This window comes from Peribacillus sp. FSL M8-0224, assembly GCF_038003055.1.
In the GTDB taxonomy this organism is placed as follows: Bacteria; Bacillota; Bacilli; order Bacillales; family DSM-1321; genus Peribacillus; species Peribacillus frigoritolerans.
The window spans coordinates 470,468-496,490 of the sequence record NZ_JBBOOJ010000001.1 but is presented as its reverse complement, the minus strand read 5'-3'; the positions used below and the strand labels follow the sequence as shown (position 1 = coordinate 496,490).

Here is a 26,023-nt window from a genome sequence, read left to right as displayed (position 1 = left end):
GATCACTGGAATTTAAGAGCATAAAGGATCACAAAGTCTTAAACTTGATTTGGGATGAATCTAGCCTACGGACTATTCTTAATTTACATTCCAGTCGATTCCAGAAATCCTCTCCCTTTCCGCCGACTGTCTGCCAAGCCTCCTCGGCGCAAGCGCCTCTGGGGTCTCGACTAGCCAGTTATTCGGCTGGAGTGTCGCAAATTTCTTCCATCTTTTAAGGATTAATGTAAAAAACCTCAAGGATCACCTCGTCTTAAACTTGGTTAGGGATGAGCCAGCCTAGGGTTTTTTCTTAAAATCTCATTCCAGTTGATTCCAGAGACCCCCCTCCCTTTCCGCCGACTATCTGCGAAGCCTCATCAAAGCAAACATCTCCGGGGTCTCTGCTAGCCGGTTACTCGGCTGAAGTGTCGCAAATTTCTTCCATCCTTTATGGGTTACTGTAAAAAAACTCTAGGATCACCTTGTCTTAAACTTGGTTCGGGATGAGTCTAGCCCACGGTTTTTATTTAAAAGAACGTTCCAGTTGATTGGAACGTAAGGTACGAGACTCCTGCGGGAAAAGCGTGGCCAAGGGAGACACCGAAGGCGAGAGCCAAGGAGGCTCCCGGACCGCCCGCGGAAAGCGAGTGCCTGTAGTGGAAATCAACGATCAGATTTGCTAACCCTCAAAAACACTTTCCGTTTTACCCAGAAATTCATTCCCTTCCCTCCGACTGTCTGCGAAGCCTCATCAAAGCAAACATCTCCGGGGTCTCGGCTAGCCGGTTTACAATGGTTACTTTCTGCCTTTCGATTGATAATCATCGATGCTACATAAGCCTGGCACGCCTTTCTCTTCCCCATTAACAAAAAAAGCACAAACTTAGTCAAACTGATTCTACTAACGTAGTTAATCAAATTGACTAAGTTTGTGGTGCATCGAAATCCCCACACTCCCGGATGAAGGATAATCAAAAATTAAAGTCCATTTTTCGGGTATGACATACTGTATTACCGCTTCGATGAAATGCAAAAAAAATCCCACTGTAAACAGTAGAATTCTTGTAATAATATTTAAACGCAAAGCTTCGTTCTCCAGGTAACGAAACCCTACGTTATGAGTATGTATTGGAGCGGGTGAAGGGAATCGAACCCTCATCATCAGCTTGGAAGGCTGAGGTTTTACCACTAAACTACACCCGCATATTCTTGTAGAAGTTTGTCGAATTACCAATCAACAAAATTAATTATATAGTCTAATATAAAAAAATGCAATAGTTCTTTAAAAAAAAAAATAATAATTAGCGTATTGTAAAATTAATATATTCATTCACTCTAGTAAAAATGTTAAAAAGTCCCCTGATTGAAGAGAACTTTTTCATCCTATATGGTGATTTAAGACCAAATGACTTCCATTAACCGCGGATAAACCTGCTGTGCCGTTTCAAGCAGCATGATTAACTTCCTGAACGCCAGATCAGGTACGATATCCCCCTCAATGGAGTATGAATAACGAATGGAAATGGTCCCATTTTCTTCATACAGTTTGGAATACCTGAAATTAGCATTATATTCATTCAATAGTGTATGTACATCCTGTTTCTTTTCAGGATTCTTCAACTCGGCGACATTAAAGCAAAATAAGTCCGCCACATTTTCATCTTGATTGAAAGCAAATACTAAAAGGACCTTCCACCCGTCCTTTAACTTTTGCTCGGCTCTAAAAAAGGTGGTGCCATCTTCATTCAACTCATTCATATAGATTTTCTCACTAGTTAAAAAATCACGAAATTTAGCAACGTTTGACATGGTTCATCACCTTTCTGTTTATAAGTACATTTTATAATGAAAACCAGCATTTTTACAGACTTTTCTAACATTCTGCCAATTTCCTCCTATTAACAGGGGCGACATTAAAAGGAAGGGAGTCAAATATGAGCTCCCTTCCTGGATTGATTAGCCAGTTGCTTCTCCGCAAAACTGAAGCGCTCCTTGCAGGTCCAAAATTTCCTGGCGGATTTTTGAGCATCCTTCAAAGGGTATATATGTCCAAGCACAAAGCAATATCCTTCATATGGATCAAAAGATACCACTAAGGGTAAGAAGGATCATATTTTAACTTGAAAGGAAAACGGCCTTTTCCCGATTGAATACGAAAAAAGGCCGCTTTTGTTATAAGCTGCTTAAAAATCACAACGAAGGGCCTTCCTCAGCTTTATTTCCATAAAACTTATAGTTGAGCGAATTCGGGTTCCGCAACTTTTACAAGCTGTTTTCCGAGGTTCGTTCCTTTAAACAAACCTAAAAATGCATCCGGTGTGTTTTCGAACCCTTCAATAATCGTTTCTTCATACTTCAGCTTTCCTTCTTGAAGCCACTTACCTAATTCCGTAGCACCCTCCTGGAATCTAGCGGCATAATTTCCAACTGTGAAACCTTTCATTAGTGCACTGGTTTTGATCATTGCCGATTGCAGACGCGGTCCTAGATCTTTTCCTTCCGCGTTATATGAGGAAATCGCCCCGCATAATGGAATTCGGGCATTCGCATTCAAAAGTGTAAAAACAGCATCGGACACCTCGCCGCCCACATTATCGAAATAAACATCGACTCCATCAGGAACAGCATTGGCTAAATCTGTTGCAAAACTATCACTTTTATAATTTACGGCTCCATCAAATCCTAGCTCTTTCGTTAAATACTCAAGTTTTTCATCTGAACCAGCGATGCCAACAACCTTCGCACCTTTAATCTTAGCAATTTGTCCGACTACTGAACCGACTGCTCCAGCCGCTCCTGAAACGACTACCGTTTCACCTTCTTGAGGTTTACCAATATCAAGCAAACCAAAGTAAGCAGTTAAACCGGTCATTCCAAGAATCCCTAAATGAGTTGTGACCGGAGCCACCTTGGGATCAATCACACGGATTTCCTTTTCAGTGACAACTGTGTATTCTGCCCAGTCGATATTCCCAACAACGACATCCCCTTGTTTGAAGGAATTCGATTTGGACTCAACAACTTCGGCAACAACGCCGCCCGTGATGACCTTATTCAATTCAAATGGAGCAATATATGATTTGGTATCTTGCATTCTGCCACGCATGTATGGATCGACAGATAAATATAGTGTACGTACTAAAATCTCATTATCCTTCGGTGTGGGAACTTCACTTTCAACAAAGTTAAAATCCCCTTTCGAAGGCATACCTTTCGGACGGTTTGCCAGGGTGATTATTTGTTGTTTGGTTTGTGTCATCATTGTTCCTCCTTGGTTTGAATACGTAATTTCGAAAAGAAGCGTATCACTGATGAAGTTCATAGGTCAAAGAATATGATTGGCTATCGCTTCCATAACACTATTTATGTAGCCTTTCCTGAAAACCTCAAACTTGCTACAGCCTATTATGTCCAATGTTTTTCATTTCGATAAACGGTTCGCTCACCAGAAAAATTAAACGGCCTTTCCCCGATTGAATACCGGGAAAAGGCCGCAGCTTGAAATAATCTATTTTTATTGTCTGCTTGGCAGGGTTACTGCCCCTTCTTCTCATTAACCAGTTTAATGAACTAATTCGTGGATAGTCTACATCAATTTTGAAATGAACATCGTTGCCATTCCAAAGTAAATAAGTAACGAGAGTATATCATTCAGTGTTGTAATTAGCGGACCAGAAGCAACTGCGGGATCGATGTTGAATTTATATAATATCAAAGGAATAATGGTCCCAGCTAAAGTCCCGATAATCAGGGTCATCACCAACGAACTTCCAACCACTAATCCCAGAACGGGATTTCCCTGCCAAACATAAGCTATGATGGAAATTAATATTCCGCAGGTGATGCCTATTATCAAGCCAACTTTCAGTTCCCGTATAATGAGCCTGGTCACGACTCCTTTATCCGTATCACTAGTGATTAGACCCCTTACAACAACGGCTAAAGATTGAGTACCTGTATTTCCAGTCATCCCTGCGATCATCGGCATAAAGAAGGCAAGTGCAACAACTTTGGACAAGGTTTCTTCAAAACCGCTTATAATGGTTCCAGACACTAATCCGATAAATAAAAGCAAAATAAGCCAGGGCAGCCGACGATACGCGGCCACGTGCGCCTTCGTGTCAAAGTCTATAGCTTTACCGGATGCCGATAATTTTTCAATATCTTCATTCGCTTCCTTAATGACAACATCAATAATATCATCGACGGTTACAATTCCTAGTAACTCATTATTTTTTTCAACTACTGGAATTGCTAAAAAATCATATCGCTCAATAACACGAGCTACCTCTTCTTGGTCTTCATATGCGGATACGGAGATAACCCGGCTGTACATAATATCTTGAATTTTTTCAGATTCATCATTTATTATTAAATCCCGATATGAGACAACACCTACTAATTTTTTATCATTATCTATTACATAAAGATAGTTGATCGTTTCCGAAAACTCCGCAAAGATTTTCAGTTTTTCAACTGATTCACGCACCGAATAATGTTGGGGGATCCATACAAAACGGTTTGTCATGATTCGCCCTGCCGTTTCAGGGGGGTAATTCATGATATTTTGAACGATTTTTGATTCTTCTTGTTTCATGCCAGAAAGAAGTTCTTCGATTTTTCCAGGGGATAGGTCCTCTAACAATGAAGCTAGATCATCATTATCCATTAAATCCATTACATGGCCGGATTTCTCTATTCCCAATTTACTAAGAATTTTTAATTGATGGACTTTCTCAACTTCTTGAATCAGTTCAGCGATTTGTTCTGAATCGAGTAACAACAAGAAGCGTGTATGGTGTTTTTCTGGGAGCCCTTCAAAAATTCGCGCAATGTCATATGGTTGGAGTTCTTCCAATATCGCTTGAAATTCTTTCTTTTTTCCTTCTTTTAATACCTTTATGATTTGTAAAGTCATTTGATCTTCCGTCAGGACTTTTATCATCTTGTCTCTCACTCCTTTTTAGGGGAGCCAAAAAATATTTCCCTTAAATATTAAGAATAAAAAAAATATTATTATTCCCCTTCCAAAATCTTGCTTCCATTCACGAGTATGTCGTCGTGAATAGTTATCCAAATCCCACACCTCCAGGAAAAAAATAAAAACACCTCCATTACAAATGAAGGTGTTAAATACGGTATATATGCGTACATTGTCTGGATGACAAATACAAACAGCCTTATATGACTGAATGACAAATACAAGCATAAATCCAGTTCCTCCATTCGTAGAGCTTTAGCACTGTGTGGCATAGGACAAAGCCAGCTACATTAAAAACCACCTTATGTCGATGGTTTCTGTTGACCCATTGGCGTCTTTCGACATTTTTGGGCAGTAGCGTATCTCCTACACAGGAGCCTCACCTAACGAGGATATTTAATTTACACATTCACTCTAAAAGAGTTTCTTTTAGATGTCAATATTTGATTCAAATCATTCTAATTTTGACCTGGTTTTCCGATCTCTAATGAAAACAACACCGACTTTTGCGCCCGGATTAAGATGGTGATTGAATGTCCCTACCTCTTCAAAAAAATTAAAAGTGTAGAGAAACAAACGCGACACAAGGGGAAATATTGGAATTTTATATTAAAAACTCCTTATAATGAAGACGGATATCCAATGACTGAGTCTAATTATTTTAAGAAAGGAACTGGCTCAAATGAAAAGACTTTTGTCGATTATATGTATTATCGTAAGTGCTGCTTTATTAATGGCAGGTTGCAGAACCAAGGACGAGGTACAGGTGGAAGAGAAATCGAAGGAAGTGAGCTCATTGAATGCTATTGAAGGCAGATGGGAAGGAGATATTAAGATCCCAAATCAACCGCTTCCAATCATTGTTCATTTTACAAAGAAAGATGGAACGATAAGTATTCCTGTACAAGGGTTGAACGAATTCCCCTTAACAAGTGTAAGGTTAAGTGAATCAGACTTGTTTTTTGATATGAAAATCCAAAATCAGCAAATTACGTTTGATGGGAAATTAAATCAGGATAAGATTTCAGGAACATTTGTTCAAAAAGGGCAAGCCTTCCCCTTTGAATTGCTCAAGAAATCCGTTCAGGCAGTTGAAGAAAAAGAATCAGGTGAAATCGTGCAGGCCGACTTAAAGAACGGAACCATTAAAGGCCTTTTAGAAACACCAAAACATGCAGGGCCTTTTCCTGTGATGATTATAATTGCGGGTTCCGGGCCGACCGATAAAGATGGTAACACCATTGCAACTCCCGGAAAAAATAATAGTTTGAAAATGTTAGCCGAAAGTCTTGCAGAAAAAGGGATTGCAAGCATCAGGTATGATAAGCGCGGAATTGGTGAAAATATGCAATTGGCAGGAAAAGAAGAGGACCTGAGATTTGAACAGTATATTGATGATGCAGCTGCCTGGGTCCAATTTACCAAAAAGGATGGCCGTTTTTCCAAAGTCGGCATCATCGGCCATAGCGAAGGCTCTTTAATTGGAATGGCAGCCGCAAAGAAAACAGAAACAGACATATTCATTTCATTGGCGGGTGCAGGGGAACCTATTGACCAAGTTCTCATGAAACAGCTTGAAGAGCAGCTTACACCGTCGTTATTAACGGAATCCAAAGATATACTGGCAAAGCTAAAACAAGGAAAACAAGTCGAGACTGTCAGTGCTCATCTGCAAAGTGTATTCCGCCCCTCTGTTCAACCTTACATGATTTCTTGGATTCAATATAACCCGCTAGAAACAGTAAAGGAACTGAATATCCCTGTTCTAATCGTAAACGGCAATAGAGACATTCAAGTGCCGGCAACTAATGCAAAAGCGTTACATGAGGAAAAAAGCGATTCAGAATTACTTATAATCGAAAAGATGAATCATGTATTGAAAGAAGCCCCTGCAGATCGAGCAGGGAATTTAGCAACCTATACAAATCCTGAACTGGCATTATCCTCTGGATTGGTGAGTGGAATCATTGAATTTTTAAACAAAAATGACATCACCAGTAAAAATAAAAATACCAATTGAGAATTGTGTCTCCCCCGGGTTTGCAAAGATCACTCAAATGATTCTCGTGCCTTCAATACTAGGGTGAATAATCTTTTTAGGTTATATCATCTTAGCCCTGGTTATCCCATAAGTGTTTGTATTACTAAAAGAAATGAAGATCATTAAGAACTTGAATTGAATAGTTTATTGGATGAGTTAAAAGCATTTTAAATAAATTCTATAGGGTTCTATCTAAAAATTAAAACATAGTTGATTGGAACGGAAGGTGCGAGACTCCTGCCGAAAAAGCGCGTCCAGGGGAGACCCCGCAGGCGCAAGCCGAGGAGGCTCCCCGACCGCCCGCGGAAAGCGGTGCCTGAAGTGGAAATCAACGTCCAAATTTGTACAAGCCTAAATCATTTTTTGTCATTCCCAAAATAGCAAGCTAAATATATTCTACCGAGGCGTTTATTGAGCCAAGTAAAAAAGCCCTCCTTCATATACATGGCATCAGTTGGCCATGTGAACGATCCTGTTTCAATAAAATCGTACATCCAGAAAAACAATGGCAGGTAATCTAACAAAGAGGAAGATTTTGTATAAATTCATTAGTATAATTGATGAAATTACAATAAGAAAGGAAGGATCACTCATGCATGCTTTAAAAAAGAATGCCACATGTATCCTTGAAATCAGTTATCTGTATATACTGTTCTTTTTTTCAGAGCTACAAACTACTACTGTAAGCTTTTTAAAAATAAAGTAAGAATTATGTAATTAAAACCCCTTGAATGAACTATGTTAAAGGATCCTCAAGTTTTCGAACATTCCCTTACGATTATTTTATCTTCATAATTAGCACTTTCAACCATCATAACAGCCAATTTGTGCGCCTTGTCTGTGCAAGATCCCCCAAGGACGAAATGACAATTCCCCATACTGGTTCCAGATTGATAAACTGGATGCCCGACAAGCGTTTTAAGACATTAACTCAGTCCTCTGTAACCCCATAGGGCTGAGCTTTTTTCAACAGGTAATGATTATTCTACCTCTCCCCCCTACTGAGCTACCTTACTAGCCGTAATGAAAAATATTACAAAGTTGTTCCTTTCAAGTGAGAAACATAAGTTCTCCAAAAAGGGACAAACTGTATTTGAAAAAAGAAAGGAGATGTGAGACATGACAAAAAAATTCAATAAAGGCAGCCGTAACCAAAATTCGCCGCAATTACACGGACAAACCCCTGTTAGTGGGGACAACAGCAAAGGAAATAAAAGAAATAAAGATCAGAGCTCTAAATCAGAGTAACTAAATGAAACAAACCGGTCATATTCAGACCGGTTTGTTTCATTTGCAGGCATTCTTCATTGTTAAAAAGAACAATTCTCAAAGGTCCCCTTCAAAAAAGGGCGATCATTGAATTATCCTGTGTCCACTGGACCAACTTTGATTCCAAAAAGCCCAATTCTTTAAAAGCGTTCCAAACTGTAAATGGCGTGCTGCAAAACTGCCCCAGGAAAGTTTTAATTGGAAGGAATTCGTGTTACATATTTATACCGGAAGTGAATGTAAAAAATCATGTTGAGTTAGCTATTTGATTCTTTTTGCATTAGATCTTCTGCTCTAGTGTTGATGTCTCCAAATCATCAGTATCTTGATGAGTATAAGTAAAGTTTTTTGTCATCAAACTGACCACCACTAAAACAACAATGTTAACAAATAGGGCGATAATACCCACATTCAGGTCTTTTATTGCTTGAGGAAGATAAGGAAATAGTTGACTGATTTTTATGTTCCCTAGTTCCATAATGGAGACTAGTACTCCTCCTGTTATTATCCCTGCAAATGCTCCATGTTTGGTTACAAAATTCTTTCTCATCAAACTTGCGAAAAAGGCAGGAGCAAGTTGTGTAATAAAATTATAGGCGATTAAAGCGAGACTAAAGAGGGTGTTTCCACCTTTAAAGGTCAAGTAAATCCCTACTAGAGAAATAAGCGGAACCAAATATTTCACCAGTTTTGCAATTTGATTTTCCGTTGCAGATGGAGTGAATACGCTGTATACATTTTTCGCAAGCAATGTTGATATAGACATCAACAGCATGGAACTTGGGACTAGAGCGGCTAACACGCCAGTACCACCGATTAAGCCTACAAACCATGGATCAAATTCTTGTTTAGAAAGCTGTAGCAAGATAAGGTCGGCGTCGCCGCCTTTTAATCCAGGCATCTGTAAGATCGCTGCAAACCCGACAAAAAAGGCAAACAATAAAATCAATTGGTACATTGGCATTAGGATTGCATTTTTTTTCAGTGCTTTCTCGCTAGAGGCAGCATAAATAGGAGAAAACCCGTGCGGCCACATATAAAATCCAATAGAGCTTAATACAACGGTCGATATATACCATGAAACGCTCTTTCCCTGATTTGGAAGTATGGTATAGTTCGGCTTTGCCTGTTCAACGGCCTCATACATAGGTTGAAGACCGCCATAATAATGAAGTGGGAAATAAACTCCTAAAAATACAACAACGCCAAGAATCAGAATATCCTTCAAAATAGCTGTCCTGGCAGAACCGTGAATACCGGAAACCATTACAAAAATGGTAACACCAATTGCTCCAACCCAAATGGCAGCTGTAGAAGAAATGACCCCATAGGATGTTGCAGAAACGATATATCCTAAACCCTTCAATTGCAGGACTAAGTAGCAAGTACAAGCTATAACACCTATTACAGCAACAAGCACACCAAGATATGGACTTTGATATTTTTTCACAAAAAAATCAGATTGGGAAACTAATTGGTGTTTCTTTGCATACCTCCAGATTGCCGGAAATGTCCAATAGGAGATGACTGTAGCCAGACAGCCATATGTCACGATACTAAAGATGGAACCGCCTTCCCCATAAGCCGATCCGCTTGCCCCCAAAAAGGTAAAGGTAGTATACATTTCACCTGCGGATAAGAGGAAAATCAATAGGGCCCCCATCCCGCGACCTCCAACCGACCATTGTTCTAAGTTCATTTCTTTCCCTTTTTTGGCCTGGATACCGATCAAAACGGAAATGACGAAAAAAAACAGGATGAAAAAAACGGCAATGTTCATCTTGAATCTCCCTTCTGATTAGCAGGATCGAGTAGATAAATAATCCCCATTATACCTGTGGTCAGCACAGACCAAAGTACAATCCAAAAATGAAAAAATGGCATACCCAGAACATAGGGAGTCACTTTATTTGTAAACAAGGTGCCTACGATAAAACCAAGAAACGGGATAATTCCGAGCCAATATATTTTTTTCATTCTCTTAGCCCCCTAGTATATTAGATTTAACATTTTTAAAGTCCCATGAACAAATAACTTCACCCCAATTTGTAGAGCCTGTTCATCGACTGTAAATTGGGGATGATGGTGAGGATATATAATCCCTTTTTCTTCATTACGAGCTCCTATTCCAATATAAGATCCCGGAACTACTTTTTGAAAAGCAGAGAAGTCTTCACTTCCCATAATTGGCTTTGAAATTTCTCGACTTTCTTCACCAAATATTTCACAGACTGTTTCGTCCATCAATCGGGTAACTTCTTCATCATTAATGGTAGGAGCATAACCAAACTGATAATCGAATTCATAAGTAGCTCCATGCGCTTCAGTAATCCCTTTTACTATCCGTTCGATAAAATTCGGGATTTCTTCCCGCAGTTCCGGATTGAAGCTGCGAACTGATCCACCAATGCTTACCTTACTTGGAATAACATTAATCGCACTTCCCGCATGGAACTGAGTCACTGAAATCACCAGGGCTTCCTGGGCATCTCGATACCTCGAAACAATGTGCTGGAGATTTGATACAACCTGAGTTCCAATTGCTATGGGATCGACGGTAAGTTCAGGCTGTGAGGCGTGCCCCCCTTTACCCACCACAGTAATGTTAAAAGTATCAGCTCCAGCCATCACTGGACCGTAACCCAAACTAATTTTCCCTAAAGGAAGAGTCGACAAGAGATGGGATCCAATGATCATATCCACCCCATCCAGCACACCGGCTCTAACCATTTCTTGAGCTCCACCGGGCGGCAGTTCCTCGGCATGTTGAAATAAAAAGCGCACCTCCCCTTTAATTTGATCCTTTAACTGTGTAAGAGTTTTTGCTGTGCCAAGCAGCAATGCCGTATGCCCATCATGTCCGCAAGCATGCATAACTCCTGAATTCTGTGACACAAAGTCAAAATCATTCTCTTCTACAATTGGAAGCGCATCCATATCTGCCCGCAGTGCAATAACCTTCCCAGGCTGCTGACCGATCAAACGAGCCATTATACTCGTTTTTGTCGGACGTGAAATTTCCAATTCACCAAAAGTTTGCAGCTTTTCATAAACAAATTGTGCTGTTTTTTCCTCCTGAAAAGACAGCTCCGGATACTTATGTAAATATCTTCTCCAAGCAATCACTTCATCTTTAACAGCCTCGATCAAATCATGAATCATTATGGTTTGAGACATACGCTACAACCCCTTTTCGTTTGATTTTACACAGCAACCCTTAATTTAGGTTAGTTTAAGGAAAAAATTCCTTAAATAGAGTATAATCTCATACGATCTTCATTACAATATTTTTTGAAAATTCCAAACTGTTTTTTCACACTAAAAAAGCACCCAAATTATGGGTGCCTGCAATTTATAATAATCGATAAATTTTACTCGGTCTTCCACGGGTGGCATTAGCCTCTTCACCAACACATTGTGCCAACTCAACTTCGCACATATCCGCAACAATACGCCGTACATTCCGCTCTGTCATCTCAAGATGTGTCGCTAAGTCCTTTGTAGTAAAATCACTCCAGCCCATTCTTTGAACGAGAGCCGATATCTTCTTATACGTTTTAACACTGATATTTCCGTTTTTCAACTTTTCTATAAGGGGTTTATTGTGGGTACGGGTACCATATTGCAGTTCTTTCTTTTTGCCTGGTGATTCGATAACTTTGCCATCATCTTGAATAATCACAATTTCTCGCTTCTTCATCTCTTTTGAATGTTGAATAGCACGAAAAGCATTGATTTCCGCCGAATAGGCAGTCTCACCGAAGCCAATTCCGACGGCAACGGTTGTATCTGCTTCAAAAGCCAATTTTTCAATCGTTTCTTCTAGCGTAATGATTTCTCGTTCAATTGCGCCGCGAGAACTAAAAATCATGTATCTTCCATTCCCTTTCTCTGAAAAGGAACCATTTATTTTTTCTCCAAGTTGAATCAACATTTCTTTTAGCCGTAGCTCCAAGTACTGTAAATGATAAGGAGTTTTCATTTCCTCTGCAACTTTGTTAAAATATTCGACTTCAATGATTTCAACTCCGATTTGTGTATCCTTAAAGTAGGAAGTCTTTACTTTTTCAGAAAGAATTCGAAGCGTTTGCCTCACTTCCATCTTACTCATCGACATACGGTAAGCTGGAATGCCATATTCCCTTAAAGCTTCACACACGGACGGAAAACAAGAAAAAGCGCCTTCTGTCTTTCCCGTATTCCATAAATCCAAGTGAAAATGTACCAATTCATCGGTATCAACATCTGTCTCAAACACTTTCGTATAAATCTTTTTGGTTTTTATATTCAACTGTGACAAAGCTTCCTCACTTATATTATTTGAGGACATAGTATCGATACTTAGATGCTCAATGATTTTCCCTTGTTCGTAGATCATCTCTAAAAAAGATTTATAAAAACCTGATTCCGTAGCAGGAACATGGACCATTATTTTATCTGTACGTATTGTTTTTCCCGCAATTTCATAGGGAAGTGGACCAGAAAAAAGCCATGCATGTACGTGAGATTCATGTTCCTTTACAATATTCTCCACCTCTTCGGTCCTTACATAGGGCAATGAGATGAATTCCAACTCATGTTTATATTCTTCTGCCAAAACTAAAATTTGTTCTATAGAAGTTTTTAGACCGACAAGTCCGATTTTATACATCCAGTAATCGACTTCCTTTACCATCTGTAATAGATTCATTGTTATTTGTAGAATATCCTGGTTTAATCCAAGTCATGATATCGTAATCCTATTTCTTCTGCTGTCTAACTATTGTTTCAATTTGTATGAGCCCTTGTTTTTATTTTTTGTTACCTCTTGATCATATCAGCAGCAAAAAGAAAAATGTGGTAGCCAATGCTATAATATATAGTTGTATTCATACCCACGCCAAATTTTTTCTCTTATGTATCATTTTATCATGCAACATGAAGTAAAAATACGTTGTATACGTTATTCAAGTGATTCATAACTACTTTTCCATCTCATTCGGTTTTCAGCACATATATAATTTTGGGTACCTATTTCGATAAAAAACCACGTAACTTTACAAGGGCTACGTGGTTTGCAAACTATGATATATTAAATTTTCACTGATAGTTCTTCTTGATAGATAATTTCACCATTAATAATAGTTGTTTCTACTTTTAAATCTTTAATTTGGTTTGGGTTGACACTTAAAATGCTGTCATTTAATATAACTAAATCCGCCAACTTTCCGACCTCTATGCTTCCTTTTATCTCTTCTTCAAAACTAGCATAAGCGCCATTCCAGGTGTATAGTTTAATAGCTTCCATTACGTTTATGGATTGATTAGCACCAAACTCCATTCCAGACTGGCTTTTTCTATTGACAGCAACATGAATTCCTAATAAAGGATTATAGTCAGTAACTGGCGCGTCCGATCCACCTGCAGCCATGATGCCACAATCAATATAATCACGAACAGCATACATGTGATTAACACGATCACCATAGTGTTGGACATATATCTCTCCGAATTCATATGGAAATGGAGGATTTGGAATAGGAACCATCTCGAGTTTTTTCATTCTCTCTTGTAAATCCGGTGAAGAAATTCCCGCGTGCTCAATCCGATGACGATGGTTTTTTCTTGGTGATTCCTCCAACGCCTTTTCCACACAATTCAAATACATTTCAATGGCTTTATCACCTTGTGCATGTACAGTGATTTGATAGCCTTTTTTATGTGCTTCACCTAAAACCTGATAGATTTCTTCCTCACTATAATAAAGAATGCCATAATTGTTAGAGTCACTGGAGTACGACTCACGAGTTGCAATTGTAGGCCCGGTACTACTTCCATCTGTAAACAATTTAACTGGTCCAACTTTGAATCTCTCATCTCCAGTACCAGTTACCACACCAGCTTCGACCATTTTATTAACAAATTCATGGGAGTTATTTACCTGACATATCATTGCATATATTCGGACACGAATATCCTTACTCTTCACAGCTTGTTGCAGTAAACGGTAACTCTCAGGACCATTTCCTCCTGCCTCATGTATACTTGTTATGCCCGCTGCAACGAAATGATCTGATGCAATTTTCACAGCCTTCATCAGTTCACTTTCTGTATAACTTGCAAACTCGTTCATACTCATATTTACTGCTTCAATTAATTTCCCTGTAAGCCTTCCTGCCTTATTCTTTTCAATGACTCCCCCATTAGGATTCGGGGTGTTCTCGTTAATTTGCGCTATTTCTAATGCTTTGCTGTTCACCACGCTTATATGGTTGCAAGTACGGGATACAATAATGGGGTGTTCATCTGAAATTCCATCCAGTTCAGCGATTGATGGATAACGCTTTTCCTTCACTGCGGCTTCATTAAAGCCCCAAGCACGTATCCATTCACCTTTAGGAGTTTCTAAGGCTTTCTTTTTCAGGTCAGCTAACAAAGCCTCGATGGAATCGATATGTTCAGCTTTACAACTTACCGCCAACTGATTCAACCCATAAAAAATGAGGTGAATATGAGAATCAATGAATCCAGGAAGAAGCGTTTTTCCTTTCAAGTCAATTACATCCGTTTTTTCTCCTATAAAACTCTTAACCTCCTGATTTGAACCAACAACTGCGATACGATTCTCTTTTATTGCTACAGCTTCGACTACTGTATTCTTTTGGTCTACTGTAATAACCTCTCCATTTATCAATACAACATCAGCTTTCATACACTCATCCCTTTCGAAATTACTCTTTTAGAGTGATCAGTTCAGTATTTAGCATTCACCTGCTTAAAATATGCCCACTTCCCATTTCACATTATTTCAGATTGATCTCATGGTTCATTTTATAATTCTTTTTCAAAAATACTGGACAATCCCACTCACAAACAAGGTCCTTAGCCAAGGAAACGACCCAGTCCTTTGTAATATGACACTTTTCTCCATCAACAGTAATAAACACTTCACCGTCTGTCACATAGAAAACTTCCTGTTCTTCTAGATGCCACGTTCCTTTATTCGGTTCGCCCACCCATGGTTCCCACGTGTCAACACCAAGTTGTTGTGCTTCTTCGGCTGTAAGTTTTTTCGCAAAAAACATGATGATCCTCTCTCTTTCTTATAGGTAATTTTGAAGGAATAGGTTTTATAAACTTACTGTCTTAACATTTGTATCTTTTAAACGTTTGAACTCTTTTTTCATAAAGTATATGGCAATGAGAAGGCCTGGAATTTCTGCGGCAGGACCTGCGTACCATATACCTTCTACACCCCAGAATTTCGGGAAAATAAATAGAAACGGGAACATGAACAACAGCATTTTGCTAACACTAATAAACGTTGCGGACCAGTTTCTCTCTTGTGCTTCAAAATAACCGGAGATAAGCAAGCTGACTGCATTAAGCGTAAACAAAGAATTGAATACAACTGTCGTCCAAATGCCCAGTTTCTGCAATTCAGGATTACCAACGGAAAAAAATGCCACAATTGGATTTGCAAAAATGATTAGTATGGATGTCACAATCACAAAGAAGGCAACCGTAAAAATGAGTCCCATCTTAATTGCTTGTTTAACACGATCAAGATTGCCCGCACCGTAGTTATAACTAATGATCGGTTGAAGCCCTGTCATCCCACCGAGCGCTGCTAAGGCGAGCATATTGGTGATGTAACCGTTTTGAATCGTGAAAGCGGCGACATGCAGCCCACCACCGTACCTTTGCAGCATGTTGTTGAAGAAAATAATGGCAATGAACATCATGAACAGACTCGAGAAAGATGCAAAGCCTGTCCAAGCCACTTCACCGATCGTCTTGAGATTAATCATCATATCTTTCATTTTTGGCTTAAGTTTTGTTTTACCAAACCAGAAATAAAAGATCAGGAAAACAGGGATCGATTGCGAAATCGTATTGGCCCATGAGGAACCCATCATCCCCATGTCATACTTCGTTACCATAATCCATTCTGTAATCCCACCAACAACTGCTGCGACTAACCAACTGTTCATTGATAATACAGGTTTTTCATTGATATTGGTTAAAACACTTAATACAACGGCCAATATCGTTAATGGCAATGAAATCCATAGCAGTCGGCTATATTGCACCGCATATGGAAGCGCTTCATCACTTGCTCCGAATAAGGTCATGATTTGATTTTCAAAGACCACTCCAATTACAGCTAGCAAAGTGGAGAAGAAAAGAGTAAACCATAAGGTTTGTCCCATAATACCTCTAGCTTCTTCGATTTTCCCTTTTCCAAGGCGAAGTGAAATGACCGCTCCGGCTCCCACACCCAAAAGTACGCCAAGCATACGGGTAATAACCATGACCGTAAATCCAATTCCAATCCCTTCGACTTCCAGCTCCTGAAAGCCACTGACGAAATAGCCATCGACAACCGCTGCAACTCCTAGAATTGCGTTAGCCATAATTCCTGCCAAAGCAAATCGTAAATATAGTAACGGAATACTTTTGGTTCCCAGCACTGAATCATGCGCTGGCTTATTCATTACTTCTACTTGCTCTTTCTTCGATGACGGACGGTTGTCTGCTATTTCCATGAGCATGTCCCCCTATAAATAATTGATGTAGTAAGTTAAGCTCAATTAATTCGCATACCAACCTACAGGCTTGGCATACTGGTGGATATTGATTTGCTTCGTTTCCATAAAGTGTTCCAGCCCAACAGTACCTAACGCTCTGCCGATTCCACTTTGCTTATATCCTCCCCAAGGACCTTCAACATAAGCGAGATGATAACTATTAATCCAAGTAATTCCCGCACGCAATTTACTAATGACACGTTTTGCACGATCCATATCTTCAGTAAATACCGCACCAGCTAATCCATAAATGGAATCATTCGCTTTTTGGATGGCATCTTCCTCATCTTTAAATTTCTGTACAACAAGGACCGGACCAAAAATCTCTTCCTTAACAATACGCATATTCGCATTTACATCAGCAAAGATCGTTGGGGCAATAAAAAATCCTCGATCAAGCCCATTTTCCGTTAAGCGCTTACCACCACAAACTAATTTTGCCCCTTCTTCGATTCCGCTCTTAATGTAATGTAAAACTTCATTCATATGAGGCTCGTTTGTGAGGGCTCCCATTTCAATGTTTTCGCTTTCCCCGTTGCCAACTACAATTTTGTTTGCGCGTTCGGCTAATCTTTCAACAAACTTATCATAAATCGTCTCTTGTACAAGCAAACGAGATGCAGCTGAACAAACCTGCCCAGCATTGTGGAAAATACCAAACATCGCATTCTCGACTGCAGTTTCAAAATCCACATCGTCAAACACAATAAGTGGAGATTTACCACCCAGTTCAAGTGTGATTTTTTTCATATTGCCCGCAGCTGCACGCATAATGCTTTGACCTGTTTTTGTTCCGCCGGTAAAGGCAATCTTATCAACATCATGGTTCTCGGCAAGCTCATTCCCAACTTTTGATCCAGGTCCCAATACCAAGTTTGCCACTCCGGCCGGAAGTCCAATCTCTTCGAAAATTCCAAATAACATGTATGCGCTTACAGGAGTGACCTCAGCAGGCTTAAGTACAATTGTATTCCCTGCGGCGAGTGCAGGAGCGATTTGCCAAACAGCTAACATAAGCGGGAAGTTCCAAGGTACAATAAGTCCACAAACACCAATCGGTTCATGAATAATAATTGTTTCTGAAGAATCAGCACGAGTGTAAGATTCCTTTTTCATGCCTTTGATCAAGTCAGCATAATAGCGGAAGCATTGAATCGATACCGGAATATCCACATAGGTGGTTGCACGAATGACCTTACCGTTATTTGCAGTTTCCAAACGTGCAATTTCAGCTGCCTTCTCTTCAAGACGGTTTGCAATCTTATAGAGATAGTCAGCTCTTTCATCAGCTGATAAATCCGACCAGATCCCGCTGTCAAACGCTTTACGAGCCGCCTTGATTGCTATCTTCGCATCGTCTGCTAATCCATCAGCAGATGTTGCGATCACCTCTCCGGTTGCAGGATTGATAATGTTTCGTCTATCAGCGGATAACGCTTCTACCCATTTCCCGTCAATGAACATGTTTATTTTCATAAACAACTCTCCTTTAAGCAATAATATCTACTAGTTTAAAACCAATATGTGCTAGATTTACCAGAATGGTTTTCTGATTATAGAATGGGAATGATTTGAGGCGTTCCTTTTCAAACCGATATCCACCTGCACTCCCCGTAACGATCCATTGTGCCAATAACTTGCCAAACAATGTCGAGAGAGAAGCGCCGTGGCCCGTATAACCCGTTGCGAAATATGCGCCTTCTTTGGATTTGCCGATAACAGGGAACGTATCAATTGTAACCCCGATAAATCCACCCCAACTGAAATCAATCTTGCTTCCTGCTAGTTTTGGCATTATTTTAACCATGGCATCGTAAACACTTTGATAAACGGCATCGCCTAAGTTTGGACGAATATCGCCACCGCCGAATACGATCCGATTATCTGGTGTACGTCGGAAATAGTAAAGGAAATTGCTTGTATCAAAAACCATGCGATCTTTAGGAATGATGGTATTCACCACTGATTCTGGTAGCTGTTCAGTAGCAATGATACGTGCCGAAATTGGCAGTACGCCTTTGTTCAGTTCATTCATGATTTTTCCGGAGTAACCATCTGTAGCGACAATAATGTCTTTCGCAGTAACAGCTCCTTTTTCTGTTACAACTTTCACTCTGTTTTGACCGTACTCAATAGATAGTGCTTTCGAATGCTCAAAGATTTTTGCACCGATCGATTTAGCTGCTTCTCCCAAACCAATTGCATAATTCAGTGGCTGGAACGAGTAACTCGAGTTGTCGACCAAGCATCCATAATAAATCGGGGAATCGATCTCTTGATGCAACTGACTTCGATCAAGCACGCTTGAATCATACCCAAAATTTTCGTTTAAGAATTCGCTTTCATTTTTCAATTCTTCAAAATGCTTGGCTTTGTAAGCCGCCACAATGTGACCTGTCTTTCTAAAGTCACAGTTGATTTGATGCTCGTCAATGATTTTTTTTACCAGTTCAACGCTAAACAGGGAGAGATCGTTAAGCTGTCTTGCCTCGTCGGCACCATACTTTTTGGCAAGCTCCTTCATCGTTGGCTTATAGCCTGGCAATACCATCCCGCCGTTACGGCCGCTGGCACCATATCCGATCGTTTCTTGCTCAAGGACAATGACACTCTTCCCTAATTTTTGCAAATGATACGCAGAAGAAAGACCTGTGAAACCTGCGCCAATAATGACAACATCCGCCTCTTCATTTCCTTTAAGAAACTTTCCTTTTTCATAGCTGTTTGCAGTCGCTGCCCACAGTGATAGAGTATCCATTCGATCCATCTTATCCATGCTCGTTATTCTCCTTATGTGACATGTATGCTATAATACAGTCAAATTTTATTCACAATATTCACACTTATTAAGTCCATCATATGACTTGGTGTTTCCTCCACGTCAATAGCCATTTGAGAGTTTTTTGAATTCATTTTCGTAAAAAAGTGGAGTAACTCCACTTTTTTTCATTGGGGGCATATATGAAAATAGGTACATTTGCAAAGCTTTTTCATGTTACGGCCGATACCGTTCGTTATTACATTGAACTTGGATTATTAATTCCAGACAAAAAAAACACCCAGTATCAAATGAACCAATTTTGTCTCGACGACATGGCTTTTATTGCTGAGCTGAAAAAATTTCACTTTTCACTTCTAGAAATTCAACAAATTTTATCGTATCGGCGAGTCACAAACTTCTCTGATCATGATGATATCAACTACTACAACAACTTACTCATTGATAAAAAGAACCATCTGATTAAGAAAAAAGAAGACATATCAAAAACTATCAAATTGATTGAAAAAGCGGTTCAAACCAGTTTACCTTCATCCAAAGAGGAGAATTTTACAGGGGTCCCACTTTCCTTTGTAAATCTGCTCTATTGTCCGATGTGCCACATTCCACTTGAAATGAAAGATGTAACGATTAAAAAAGTTTACATTCAAACGGGGAGTTTAACTTGTACCTGTGGATACGAGGCTGCTATCGAGGAAGGTATCATCATTACCGCGAACTTGTACGAGACTTCTCCTTATCCATCTTACTTTTACGATAAAGAAACGATTAAAGAGATCAATCCCAAAATGATTAACTTATTTGAAAAAAGTAATTTTTGGTTTCAAAAAGTTCTGCAAAATGTAGATTTGAAAAACAAATTAATCGTGGAAACAAACGTTGACGCTTTTGTGTCACTACCCAAATATATCGATGTTCTTGAAACGAGCGCATCCTATGTATTCAGTGGCTATTCGCTTGCGATGCTCAAGAAGGTTAGAAAAAGAATGGAGCGCATGAATCCAGAGCCAAATGTACTGTATATTTTGAATTCTGATTTAAATTTGCCATTGAAGCCGCTTAGCATCGATGTTTTTGTGGATAGTTTTACTGCAAATGATTTTTCACTGCTCAATCCGCAGTTCCCAATTCATGTTCTAAAAAACTATTTCCATAGCAGTTCAACAATTGTCGGCGGGTATTCATATTATGATAGCTCGGGCAAATCCTTGAAAAATATTTCTGCCTTATATCCAAATTCCCACGAGCATATTTTATATCCAAAATACTTAGAAGAAAATTTATCAGGCAACGGATTTCAAATCACGCAGAGTGAAAATATCGGTTACTGTACAGACCCAGGACCTTTTTTTGATTATCATGTAATAAACGAAAAATTCCACATGCTAATGTATTTGGCTAGTATGAAAAAATAGCATACAAAGAGGCTGGCCGAAAAGCTGCTAGTCAACGGATGAGACAGCTTCATTGTAGCCAATAAAGTTCTGGTGCGAAAACTTCAAGATAATTGCAATCAATCTCTGAATTTTTGTAATACTGATACTATTACTCTAATAAAGGTTCGTCAGAATATTTATTAGAGTGGAAACATTATCATCATGATATTTTTTTGCAAACAGTAAGATGGGAACTTTAGCTTTCGTAATTAGGTAGAAATGATGCACGAACAGGTTTTATCCGTTGCTCATACAACGATTAGCGTTGGGTTCTCAGTATTGATGGTGCACTGGCAAATTGGTTAGAACCCATTGAGGGCATCCAAGCGCCATTAACAGGTTCCTCGGAGGTGGGTGATGTTAGCTGGATTGTACCTACTGCCCAATGCACAACAGCTTGTTTTGTACTTGGGTCACCTTTGCATAGCTGGCAGTGGGTTACACTGGGATCAACATCCATTGCCCATAAAGGAATGCTTCATGCTGGCAAGGTTATTGCGGCAACTGCAGTAGAAGTACTTCAAAATCCGGAATTAATTGAAAAGGCAAAAACGGAACTAAAAGAACGATTACAAGGAAAAAGCTATATCTCCCCTATCCCGCAAGATGTAAAACCTTTAGTAAAAAAGATGAAGACTAGATTACTGAGTTGCCGTAATCGTAAATTGTTCGCAGCCAAACTCGATTTCTTCGAATTTGTCTAAAGTCTCAGGGATCTTCGATTGGAAGATCCCTTTTCCATTTGTGCTTATGAGCTCGCTGTTAAGATCAGGAAAGCCCCAGTTTCGCAAATCTCTAAGGGTCATAAAAATTAATGGTAAAAAGCTTATCCCATCACATTCAACAGATATCCTTCAATTTCGTGCTTGCTTTTTAAAATAACTATTAGCTTTTCAGGGTCACTCTTTTGAAGATCGGCAAATCTGGCTTTCATTTCTTTCTTGCGAGGAAAGTAAGTGGATATGATAAATTTAATAAACTGCCAGTCTAGTTTTTCATTGCAGCCTTTAGCCATATCAGGCCTTGTTTTACCTAGATTAGACAACAAGCGTTTTATCACACGGTAAAAGCAAACACGGAGAGGAAGTTCTAAATAAATAATCGTATCGGCTAGCTCCGAACGTAGGTTAAAAGAATGACTATAGTTGCCTTCCATGATCCACTTGTCATGACCCAATACCTTCTTCTGGGCAGAAATAAAAGCCTCTAAAGGAGCCTCCACCCAGCCAGGTTTCCAGTAGAATGTATCCAAATGATATACTTCGATATTCAAAAGATCTCCAAGCCTTCTTGCAAAAGTAGATTTTCCGACACCTGCGGACACTCCGATAACCATGATACGTTCCATTGATATACCATCCACTCTCCCCTTTTATGTTCATAAGAAAAGGCGACCCTTCTTGAAGAAGAATCGCATCAGTCATAGAAACGGAAATATGGGTACTGCATTGTCCTGTCATGAACAAGCCTGCCTTTTATCTTATCGCTATTAAATCAGTTGCCCTAAATGTTTCTTTGCCTCGTAATCAACAAGTCCTTCATCCTTCTTAATTCGTGCCAGATAATCCGGGTTGGCGATAAGCGGACGTCCAATCGCCGCAATATCAATGATGCCTTTTTCCAGTGCTGCTTCCGCTGTTTCAGGATCAAGCCCGCCCACACCGACTATGATTCCATCCCAGTGGCTGCGTACCAATTCATGCATGGTCAATCCTCTTGCAATCGGTTTGGTAAATTCCATCGTGGATGGGTGAATCATTTTGACTCCTGTTTCATTGAACGCTTCAATAAATGTTTGGATCGCTTTTTCAGGGTCTTCCCACATATAAGACGGCTGGTCAATTTTCAAAGCCGAGAAACGAATAAGGGTACGTTCCGCTCCTACCGCATCAATAACTGCTTTTAGCACTTCCTTCATAAATGTCAGACGCTGTTTTAAATCACCACCGTACCGATCGGTCCTTTTATTGGAGGTGTCAGAATTGAACTGGTCTATTAAGTAGCCGTGTGCACCATGAATTTCTACGCCGTCAAAGCCAGCATCCATTGCATTCTTTGCAGCTTGTTTATATTGGTCCACAACTTCAGCAATATCCGTCTCTGTCATTTCTTCAGGAATGCCAAAAGGTTTGCCGAATCGTGAAACCTTCCCTTCCGCAGCGATAGGTGACGGAGCCTGCGGAGGAAGTCCTCCTGCAATTTCATGGTGGCTTGCACGGCCCACATGCCAGATTTGCGCAATAATCGTTCCGCCTTCTGCATGTACTGCTTCCGTTACTTTTTTCCACCCGTCGATTTGCTCTTGAGTATATATTCCGGGAACCCCAGGATTGCCCTTTGCTCTTGGTGAAATCACTACACCTTCAGTAATGATGAGTCCGATTCCATCTTGAGCCCGCTTTCGGTAATATTCTACGGTCAGGTCATTCACAACACCAGTTTCGTTATCGGCAAACGACCGAGTCATAGGAGCCATTGCCGTTCTTGTTTTTAAGTTCCATGCACCTATTGTTACAGGTTCAAACATTTTGGTTTTTATTGTTTTCATTTGAGTTCCTCCTGTTAACCGCTTTACCTGAGCTGAATTTTAGTAACTTTCATTGTGTAAGATTATCCGATAAGTGGTTAATTTTCAAATAATTCACTCTGATTTTTTCACTTTTGATGAAATATGGTAATAAAGACCAGAAAAAAAGCCAGACAGAGAAACTCCATTCCCTGCTGGCTAATTTATCTTATTAGTCTCGTGCTGTTCTGATAAAAAACGATACGATCAAACCAATGATTGCAAGGACAAGGCCGAAAATAAAGGCATCTTGAACGCCTGCAGTCAATGAACCGCTAATGGCAGATGGATCGAACGGATCTTCTGCATTTGCCATATAATTTTTTTGGGATGCTGACATGATCGTAATGGCAACGGTTGTACCGATGGCCCCCGATACTTGTTGCAATGTATTCATTAGAGCCGTTCCATCCGGATAAAGATTTTTTGGCAGTTGATTCAGGCCATTTGTCTGGGCCGGCATCATGACCATCGAAACACCAATCATAAGGAGGGAATGCATGACGATTACCATTATGATCGTCGTTTCAGTCGTTACGTTCGTCAAAGTCCATAACATGACAATCATAATAATGAAGCCTGGAACCACTAACCCTCTTGGACCGAACTTATCAAAAATGCGCCCCGTAACCGGAGACATGATACCATTAAGCACTCCACCCGGCAATAGTACCAGCCCAGCAGAAAACGCAGCTAATGCAAGCCCGGTTTGCAGGTATAACGGTAAGAGAATCATGGATGACATGATGACCATGAAGGTGATGAAGACGGTTATTAACCCTAACGTGAACATCGGGTATTTAAAAACGCGCAAGTCAATCATCGGTATATCCATATTGAATTGCCTCACAGCAAACAGGAATAACGCTATAAGTCCAACAATGATCGAGGATAAAACGATCGCATTGCTCCATCCTTGCTCTCCGACAATACTAAAGCCATAAACAATTCCCCCAAAACCAATGGTCGATAAAATAATGGATGGTACATCGATTTTAGGTTTGGTGATTATTGAAACGTTTTGCATATACTTGAGACCGAATAGTAAAGCGATCACAAAGAACGGCAAAGACACCCAGAAAATGTAATTCCATTTTAGATTTTCAATAATCAAGCCTGAAACTGTCGGCCCGATGGCTGGGGCAAACATGATCACCAGCCCCATCAATCCCATCGTCGCTCCCCTTTTATGAATAGGGAAAATCAATAAAATGGTATTGAACATGAGAGGCAATAAAAGACCCGTTCCGATTGCCTGGATGACACGGGCTAGCATCAAGATGCCGAACCCGGGTGCAATTGCTGCAATGAGCGTCCCAATGATGGAGAACACCATTGAGGCAATGAATAATTGACGAGTATTAAACCACTGAATCAAGAGTCCCGAAACGGGAACCAGTATCCCCAATGTCAATAGGTAACCCGTTGTTAGCCATTGCACGGTTGAAGGACTGACATTGAATTCTTGAATTAGATCCCCCAGCGCCATGTTTAATGCCGTCTCGCTGAATAACCCGATGAACCCTGCAATTAAAAATGCAATTAATATAGGGGTCGTCCTAATGACTGGGTTTTGTTGCTGTGTTGCATCTGCTGACATAAAATAATTCCTCCAATTACTAACTGTTCGACCTAAGCTTAAGATAATTTTTCCGCATGACTTATTTATTTATCAGCAATAATGGTATCTGTTCCGCAATGGCTTGGAGAGGTTCCCCGTTTTTCGCCGTTAAGGATAAAAGGATACCGCCTTCAATCAAAGCATTAATTACGATACTCAATTCTTTTGCCCGTTTCTCACTGAAGTCTGCTTCGAGTAATTTCTTCACATAAATGGATTGCCAATCTTCCATCGCTTCTTGACAGGCCATTCTTATCTGCTCACTCGTCGTATATGTTTCCGCTGCAATCGTCCCGATTGGCAGTCCTAATAGATTTTCACTATGACCAAAAACCTCGGATAAATGAAAAATATGAGACTGAATGGCTTTAATAGGGTCTTCAATTTCATCAAACCCCCGTTTAATTTCATCTATCACGAATTCTTTTGTATGAATAATCGCCTCGATCGCCAATTCTTCTTTGCCTTTCGGAAAATAATGATACAGCGAACCTTTTGGGATACCACTTTCCTCAATAATGTCCTTAAGCCCCACACCGTAATATCCACGTATACGAAAAAGTCTGGAAGCAGCTTCAATAAGAATGTCTTTCGAGTTTCGTTTCTCTGCCATAGCTGGATCACTCCTTGAAATTATATCAACCGGTCTATTAGAGACTATACTTGTATATCATTGTTTTGTCAAAGATGAAACTTATGTATGCATGGAATATCGATTAAAACTCATTGGAAACAAAACAAAAAAGAACACCTCATAATGGTGTTCTCTGCAAGTTTA

The 26,023-nt window shown here is 39.8% G+C and carries 19 protein-coding genes, 1 tRNA gene, 2 pseudogenes and 1 riboswitch; of the genes and pseudogenes, 5 read left to right on the top strand and 17 right to left on the bottom strand.

All coding sequences use genetic code 11. The annotated features are described in order from the left end of the window. Positions 1-1,111: 1,111 nt before the first annotated feature. From MKX49_RS02405 to mgtE, 4 genes are all read right to left on the bottom strand, one after another. Positions 1,112-1,185 (bottom strand) — tRNA-Gly (locus MKX49_RS02405). Positions 1,186-1,377: 192 nt separating this feature from the next. Further along, complete coding sequence (locus MKX49_RS02400) at positions 1,378-1,791, bottom strand: YbjN domain-containing protein (protein WP_063235961.1); 414 nt, start codon at positions 1,789-1,791, stop codon at positions 1,378-1,380. Between the two features lie 421 nt (positions 1,792-2,212). After that, positions 2,213-3,241 carry an NADP-dependent oxidoreductase gene (locus tag MKX49_RS02395; RefSeq protein ID WP_048684398.1) on the bottom strand — a complete coding sequence of 343 codons (1,029 nt, stop codon included), beginning with the start codon at positions 3,239-3,241 and terminating at the stop codon, positions 2,213-2,215. Positions 3,242-3,568: 327 nt separating this feature from the next. Continuing rightward, positions 3,569-4,927, bottom strand: a complete 1,359-nt coding sequence (gene mgtE / locus MKX49_RS02390; RefSeq protein WP_176702821.1) for a magnesium transporter — start codon at positions 4,925-4,927, stop codon at positions 3,569-3,571. A gap of 268 nt (positions 4,928-5,195) precedes the next feature. Beyond that, positions 5,196-5,361, bottom strand: a riboswitch (M-box (ykoK) riboswitch). A 284-nt stretch (positions 5,362-5,645) separates the two neighbouring features. Here mgtE and MKX49_RS02385 point away from each other — a divergent pair. Further along, positions 5,646-6,983 carry an alpha/beta hydrolase family protein gene (locus MKX49_RS02385; protein ID WP_340874662.1) on the top strand — a complete coding sequence of 446 codons (1,338 nt, stop codon included), beginning with the start codon at positions 5,646-5,648 and terminating at the stop codon, positions 6,981-6,983. 1,140 nt (positions 6,984-8,123) lie between these two features. After that, positions 8,124-8,252 (top strand): hypothetical protein, encoded by a 129-nt coding sequence (locus tag MKX49_RS02380; protein ID WP_258832991.1) that lies wholly within the window; start codon positions 8,124-8,126, stop codon positions 8,250-8,252. 301 nt (positions 8,253-8,553) lie between these two features. Here MKX49_RS02380 and MKX49_RS02375 read toward each other — a convergent pair whose 3' ends face one another. The 9 genes from MKX49_RS02375 to MKX49_RS02335 all read right to left on the bottom strand — a co-directional run bounded on the left by MKX49_RS02375 (position 8,554) and on the right by MKX49_RS02335 (position 19,619). Then, entirely contained in the window at positions 8,554-10,053 is a 1,500-nt protein-coding gene (locus MKX49_RS02375; RefSeq protein WP_340874660.1) for a sodium:solute symporter family protein, read from the bottom strand. Beyond that, positions 10,050-10,250: a DUF3311 domain-containing protein gene (locus MKX49_RS02370; protein WP_340874658.1), complete on the bottom strand. Its 201-nt coding sequence runs from the start codon at positions 10,248-10,250 to the stop codon at positions 10,050-10,052. Before MKX49_RS02370 ends, MKX49_RS02375 begins: the two co-directional genes overlap by 4 nt. A 12-nt stretch (positions 10,251-10,262) precedes the next feature. Beyond that, a complete protein-coding gene (locus tag MKX49_RS02365; RefSeq protein ID WP_340874657.1) occupies positions 10,263-11,450 on the bottom strand; it encodes a M20 family metallopeptidase in 1,188 nt (395 codons plus the stop codon). Between the two features lie 175 nt (positions 11,451-11,625). Beyond that, complete coding sequence (locus tag MKX49_RS02360; RefSeq protein WP_340878441.1) at positions 11,626-12,924, bottom strand: hypothetical protein; 1,299 nt, start codon at positions 12,922-12,924, stop codon at positions 11,626-11,628. 420 nt (positions 12,925-13,344) lie between these two features. Further along, positions 13,345-14,964: an amidohydrolase gene (locus MKX49_RS02355; RefSeq protein ID WP_340874654.1), complete on the bottom strand. Its 1,620-nt coding sequence runs from the start codon at positions 14,962-14,964 to the stop codon at positions 13,345-13,347. Between the two features lie 91 nt (positions 14,965-15,055). After that, positions 15,056-15,337 (bottom strand): cupin domain-containing protein, encoded by a 282-nt coding sequence (locus MKX49_RS02350; RefSeq protein WP_340874653.1) that lies wholly within the window; start codon positions 15,335-15,337, stop codon positions 15,056-15,058. 45 nt (positions 15,338-15,382) lie between these two features. Continuing rightward, positions 15,383-16,801 carry an MATE family efflux transporter gene (locus MKX49_RS02345; protein ID WP_340874651.1) on the bottom strand — a complete coding sequence of 473 codons (1,419 nt, stop codon included), beginning with the start codon at positions 16,799-16,801 and terminating at the stop codon, positions 15,383-15,385. 45 nt (positions 16,802-16,846) lie between these two features. Further along, positions 16,847-18,319 carry an aldehyde dehydrogenase family protein gene (locus MKX49_RS02340; RefSeq protein WP_340874649.1) on the bottom strand — a complete coding sequence of 491 codons (1,473 nt, stop codon included), beginning with the start codon at positions 18,317-18,319 and terminating at the stop codon, positions 16,847-16,849. A gap of 13 nt (positions 18,320-18,332) precedes the next feature. Then, positions 18,333-19,619 carry an NAD(P)/FAD-dependent oxidoreductase gene (locus tag MKX49_RS02335; RefSeq protein ID WP_340874646.1) on the bottom strand — a complete coding sequence of 429 codons (1,287 nt, stop codon included), beginning with the start codon at positions 19,617-19,619 and terminating at the stop codon, positions 18,333-18,335. A gap of 185 nt (positions 19,620-19,804) precedes the next feature. Here MKX49_RS02335 and MKX49_RS02330 point away from each other — a divergent pair, with 185 nt between their 5' ends. The 3 genes and pseudogenes from MKX49_RS02330 to MKX49_RS02320 all read left to right on the top strand — a co-directional run. After that, positions 19,805-21,037, top strand: coding sequence for a MerR family transcriptional regulator (locus MKX49_RS02330; protein WP_340874643.1), 1,233 nt, complete (start codon positions 19,805-19,807; stop codon positions 21,035-21,037). A gap of 158 nt (positions 21,038-21,195) precedes the next feature. Beyond that, positions 21,196-21,268, top strand: a pseudogene (locus MKX49_RS02325) (IS6 family transposase); the annotation flags it as partial. A gap of 80 nt (positions 21,269-21,348) precedes the next feature. Further along, positions 21,349-21,687, top strand: a pseudogene (locus tag MKX49_RS02320) (amidohydrolase); the annotation flags it as partial. Positions 21,688-21,884: 197 nt separating this feature from the next. On the opposite strand, the gene MKX49_RS02315 reads toward MKX49_RS02320, so the two are convergent. The 4 genes from MKX49_RS02315 to MKX49_RS02300 all read right to left on the bottom strand — a co-directional run bounded on the left by MKX49_RS02315 (position 21,885) and on the right by MKX49_RS02300 (position 25,858). Continuing rightward, a complete protein-coding gene (locus MKX49_RS02315; protein ID WP_340874641.1) occupies positions 21,885-22,406 on the bottom strand; it encodes a topology modulation protein in 522 nt (173 codons plus the stop codon). Positions 22,407-22,547: 141 nt separating this feature from the next. Continuing rightward, positions 22,548-23,606 (bottom strand): alkene reductase, encoded by a 1,059-nt coding sequence (locus MKX49_RS02310; RefSeq protein WP_445670090.1) that lies wholly within the window; start codon positions 23,604-23,606, stop codon positions 22,548-22,550. A gap of 190 nt (positions 23,607-23,796) precedes the next feature. Further along, positions 23,797-25,224: an MDR family MFS transporter gene (locus MKX49_RS02305; protein ID WP_340874639.1), complete on the bottom strand. Its 1,428-nt coding sequence runs from the start codon at positions 25,222-25,224 to the stop codon at positions 23,797-23,799. 61 nt (positions 25,225-25,285) lie between these two features. After that, positions 25,286-25,858 (bottom strand): TetR/AcrR family transcriptional regulator, encoded by a 573-nt coding sequence (locus tag MKX49_RS02300; protein ID WP_106026772.1) that lies wholly within the window; start codon positions 25,856-25,858, stop codon positions 25,286-25,288. Positions 25,859-26,023: the final 165 nt, after the last annotated feature.

What these genes read in the sequence shown, in the direction of transcription:
- MKX49_RS02400 (WP_063235961.1), bottom strand. Translation starts at nt 1,791, where the DNA reads ATGTCAAACGTTGCTAAATTTCGTGATTTTTTAACTAGTGAGAAAATC.
- MKX49_RS02395 (WP_048684398.1), bottom strand. Translation starts at nt 3,241, where the DNA reads ATGACACAAACCAAACAACAAATAATCACCCTGGCAAACCGTCCGAAA.
- mgtE (WP_176702821.1), bottom strand. Translation starts at nt 4,927, where the DNA reads ATGATAAAAGTCCTGACGGAAGATCAAATGACTTTACAAATCATAAAG.
- MKX49_RS02385 (WP_340874662.1), top strand. Translation starts at nt 5,646, where the DNA reads ATGAAAAGACTTTTGTCGATTATATGTATTATCGTAAGTGCTGCTTTA.
- MKX49_RS02380 (WP_258832991.1), top strand. Translation starts at nt 8,124, where the DNA reads ATGACAAAAAAATTCAATAAAGGCAGCCGTAACCAAAATTCGCCGCAA.
- MKX49_RS02375 (WP_340874660.1), bottom strand. Translation starts at nt 10,053, where the DNA reads ATGAACATTGCCGTTTTTTTCATCCTGTTTTTTTTCGTCATTTCCGTT.
- MKX49_RS02370 (WP_340874658.1), bottom strand. Translation starts at nt 10,250, where the DNA reads ATGAAAAAAATATATTGGCTCGGAATTATCCCGTTTCTTGGTTTTATC.
- MKX49_RS02365 (WP_340874657.1), bottom strand. Translation starts at nt 11,450, where the DNA reads ATGTCTCAAACCATAATGATTCATGATTTGATCGAGGCTGTTAAAGAT.
- MKX49_RS02360 (WP_340878441.1), bottom strand. Translation starts at nt 12,924, where the DNA reads ATGTATAAAATCGGACTTGTCGGTCTAAAAACTTCTATAGAACAAATT.
- MKX49_RS02355 (WP_340874654.1), bottom strand. Translation starts at nt 14,964, where the DNA reads ATGAAAGCTGATGTTGTATTGATAAATGGAGAGGTTATTACAGTAGAC.
- MKX49_RS02350 (WP_340874653.1), bottom strand. Translation starts at nt 15,337, where the DNA reads ATGTTTTTTGCGAAAAAACTTACAGCCGAAGAAGCACAACAACTTGGT.
- MKX49_RS02345 (WP_340874651.1), bottom strand. Translation starts at nt 16,801, where the DNA reads ATGGAAATAGCAGACAACCGTCCGTCATCGAAGAAAGAGCAAGTAGAA.
- MKX49_RS02340 (WP_340874649.1), bottom strand. Translation starts at nt 18,319, where the DNA reads ATGAAAATAAACATGTTCATTGACGGGAAATGGGTAGAAGCGTTATCC.
- MKX49_RS02335 (WP_340874646.1), bottom strand. Translation starts at nt 19,619, where the DNA reads ATGGATAAGATGGATCGAATGGATACTCTATCACTGTGGGCAGCGACT.
- MKX49_RS02330 (WP_340874643.1), top strand. Translation starts at nt 19,805, where the DNA reads ATGAAAATAGGTACATTTGCAAAGCTTTTTCATGTTACGGCCGATACC.
- MKX49_RS02315 (WP_340874641.1), bottom strand. Translation starts at nt 22,406, where the DNA reads ATGGAACGTATCATGGTTATCGGAGTGTCCGCAGGTGTCGGAAAATCT.
- MKX49_RS02310 (WP_445670090.1), bottom strand. Translation starts at nt 23,606, where the DNA reads ATGAAAACAATAAAAACCAAAATGTTTGAACCTGTAACAATAGGTGCA.
- MKX49_RS02305 (WP_340874639.1), bottom strand. Translation starts at nt 25,224, where the DNA reads ATGTCAGCAGATGCAACACAGCAACAAAACCCAGTCATTAGGACGACC.
- MKX49_RS02300 (WP_106026772.1), bottom strand. Translation starts at nt 25,858, where the DNA reads ATGGCAGAGAAACGAAACTCGAAAGACATTCTTATTGAAGCTGCTTCC.